Source organism: Microcystis sp. M53603_WE2 (genome assembly GCF_030065435.1).
Genome location: NZ_JASJFF010001191.1, coordinates 1 through 2,021, shown reverse-complemented (window position 1 = coordinate 2,021; position 2,021 = coordinate 1). Strand labels below are relative to the sequence as shown.

Annotated in this window: 2 protein-coding genes; one reads left to right on the top strand and one right to left on the bottom strand. The window is 46.7% G+C overall.

Annotated features, from left to right (window positions below; translation table 11 throughout):
• Window positions 1–433 precede the first annotated feature (433 nt).
• Complete coding sequence (gene hisF, locus PX481_RS24945) at window positions 434–1,198, bottom strand: imidazole glycerol phosphate synthase subunit HisF (protein WP_002759674.1); 765 nt, start codon at window positions 1,196–1,198, stop codon at window positions 434–436.
• Window positions 1,199–1,221: 23 nt separating this feature from the next.
• On the opposite strand from hisF, the gene ruvB reads away from it, so the two are divergent.
• Window positions 1,222–2,021, top strand: an 800-nt coding sequence (gene ruvB, locus PX481_RS24940; RefSeq protein ID WP_288096626.1) for a Holliday junction branch migration DNA helicase RuvB, incomplete at its 3' end; no start/stop codon positions are given.

Sequence of the window (2,021 nt, the reverse complement as noted above, 5' to 3'; positions counted from 1 at the left end):
GCTGCCACCAAGGTTCCCGCCAGCATCAAGGAAAACTCTTGCTTGTCGAACGCTTGCTGCATCAGATGCAATGACCAAGCCACAAGACCGAGGTCAAAGATGAGAATCGGAACTAACATATTTTAAATTTTGTTAACTTTCATCTATTCTAATACATAATTTTCCCCAGGGATAATCGGACTGAAGTTAAAAACAGGGATTTTTGCCGGTTTCTCGATCGGGGCATTCATCCGACATTTTAGGTAATAAACTGCCCGGGAATTTAAATTGCTTGTTGAGATTAGGCAAGAGGCAACAGTAAGGGGTTAAAATGTGTCTTAGCTTAGGTCTAAACCTTGCTCTTCTTGGGTTGCAGCCTGAAGAAATCCTTTTCCAGGAAAAGCGACTCAATCACCAGATTAAGTTCTGTAAATCTTGCTCTCATTTTCCCTAGCTAACGCACGGGGACTTGGTGATTTTGCAGATAATTTTTGACCTCAGCGATGGTTAATTGACCATAATGGAGCAAAGAAGCCAATAAAGCTGCTTCTGCCCGCCCTTCCGTCAATGCTTCGTAGATATGCTGACAATTACCCGCTCCTCCCGAAGCAATCACAGGAATCTCCACCCTTTCAGCGATCGCTTTTGTCAAGGCCAGATCGTAACCCGCTTGCGTGCCGTCAGCATCCATACTGGTAACTAACAACTCACCCGCCCCGCGTTTTTCCACTTCTTGCGCCCATAATAAAGCATCAATACCCGTATTTTCGCGTCCACCCCGAACATAAACCTCCCAACCGGGGTTATGCCCATCCTTACGTCGTCTAGCATCGATCGCCACCACAATACACTGTTTCCCAAAGCGATCGCTGGCTCGATCGAGCAATTTCGGCTCGCGCACGGCAGCCGAGTTAATGCTGACTTTATCGGCCCCGGCTCTTAACAAATTTTTAATATTTTCTAAGGATTGGATACCGCCACCCACTGTCAGAGGAATAAAAACCTGTTCCGCCGTACGATAGACTACATCAATAATCGTGTCGCGATCTTCATGGGTAGCAGTAATATCAAGAAAAACCAACTCATCGGCCCCTGCCTGATTATACAAGCGGGCTAACTCCACGGGGTCGCCAGCATCCTGAAGATTGACAAAATTAACCCCTTTAACTACCCGACCTTTATTGACATCCAAACAAGGCAAAATCCGCTTCGCTAACATATCCTAGACTCTTGATTGTAACAATGGCCATCAAACGATCGCACAATTCCCCCCCGGCTGCCGAGGAAAATCTGCTCACTCCCAATCCCACTATAGAAGAAACGGAAAAAGCAGCAGCGCAGATTCGTCCGCAATCCCTAGAGGATTATATCGGTCAACAGGACTTAAAGGCTAATCTAAAAGTCACCATCGCCGCGGCCAAAGCTAGACAAGAAGCGATCGATCATTTACTCTTCTACGGACCGCCGGGGTTAGGAAAAACCACCATGGCTTTAATTTTAGCGGCCGAGATGGGAGTAAATTGCCGCATTACCGCCGCCCCCGCTTTAGAGCGTCCCCGGGATATTACCGGCATCCTGATCAATCTTCAACCCCGGGATATTCTTTTTATCGACGAAATTCATCGACTGAATCGGGTGACGGAGGAGTTATTATACCCAGCGATGGAGGATTATCGGCTGGATGTGACGATTGGTAAGGGTCAAGCAGCGAAAATTCGCAGTATTTCTTTACCTCCCTTTACTTTAATCGGTGCTACTACCAAAGTTGGCTCTTTAACTTCCCCTTTACGCGATCGTTTTGGCATGATTCAACGTCTGCGTTTCTATACAGTTGAGGAATTGACGGCAATTATGCTCAGAAGTGCTAATATTTTTAATATTCCCATTACCGAAGCGGGTGCGATCGAAATTGCCCGTCGCAGTCGGGGAACTCCACGCATTGCCAATCGTTTATTAAAACGAGTGCGCGACTATGTGCAGGTGAAGGGAGAAACTATTATCACCCCCCAGTTAGCCGCTGAGGGATTAAATCAATTAAATGT

What these genes read in the sequence shown, in the direction of transcription:
- hisF (WP_002759674.1), bottom strand. Translation starts at nt 1,198, where the DNA reads ATGTTAGCGAAGCGGATTTTGCCTTGTTTGGATGTCAATAAAGGTCGG.